At 60.9% G+C, this 453-nt stretch carries 1 protein-coding gene; it reads left to right on the top strand.

Translation table 11 applies throughout. The features are described 5' to 3' along the window. Positions 1–81: 81 nt before the first annotated feature. Positions 82–453, top strand: a 372-nt coding sequence (locus tag BG61_RS41225) for a helix-turn-helix domain-containing protein (RefSeq protein ID WP_152565303.1), incomplete at its 3' end; no start/stop codon positions are given.

Raw genomic sequence — 453 nt, 5'->3', positions numbered from 1 at the left:
GTGTACAGACTGGAGACATAACTGACAGGTGTACGGGGACATGGTTGACACTTTCGGGCAATTGAACGCCCGGATCCATCCATGCCCTGGAACGTAAAAGACACCATGAGTCTCAGAGAAGAATTCATTTGCCTGGCCAGCGGGCGGACGTTGCCGTTCAGCGAGTTATGCCGGCGCTTCAACATCAGTCGCCAGACCGGCTATAAATGGGTCGAGCGCCACAGGACGCAGGGCGGCGAAGGCCTGGCTGACCAGTCACGCCGCCCGCATCACAGCCCCATGCGCTCATCGGATCAGACCGTTGCGCTGGTGCTCGAACTGCGTCGTCAGCACGGCTGGGGTGGACGCAAGATCGAGCGACGCCTGCGAGACCTCGGCCACGCCAATGTGCCCGCACCGGCCACCATTACAGAGATTCTGCGCCGTCACGGGCTGATCCACGAGCGTGATTCC

It is taken from the genome of Caballeronia glathei (genome assembly GCF_000698595.1).
GTDB classification, from domain to species: domain Bacteria; phylum Pseudomonadota; class Gammaproteobacteria; order Burkholderiales; family Burkholderiaceae; genus Caballeronia; species Caballeronia glathei.
This window is presented reverse-complemented; position numbering and strand designations above follow the sequence as displayed.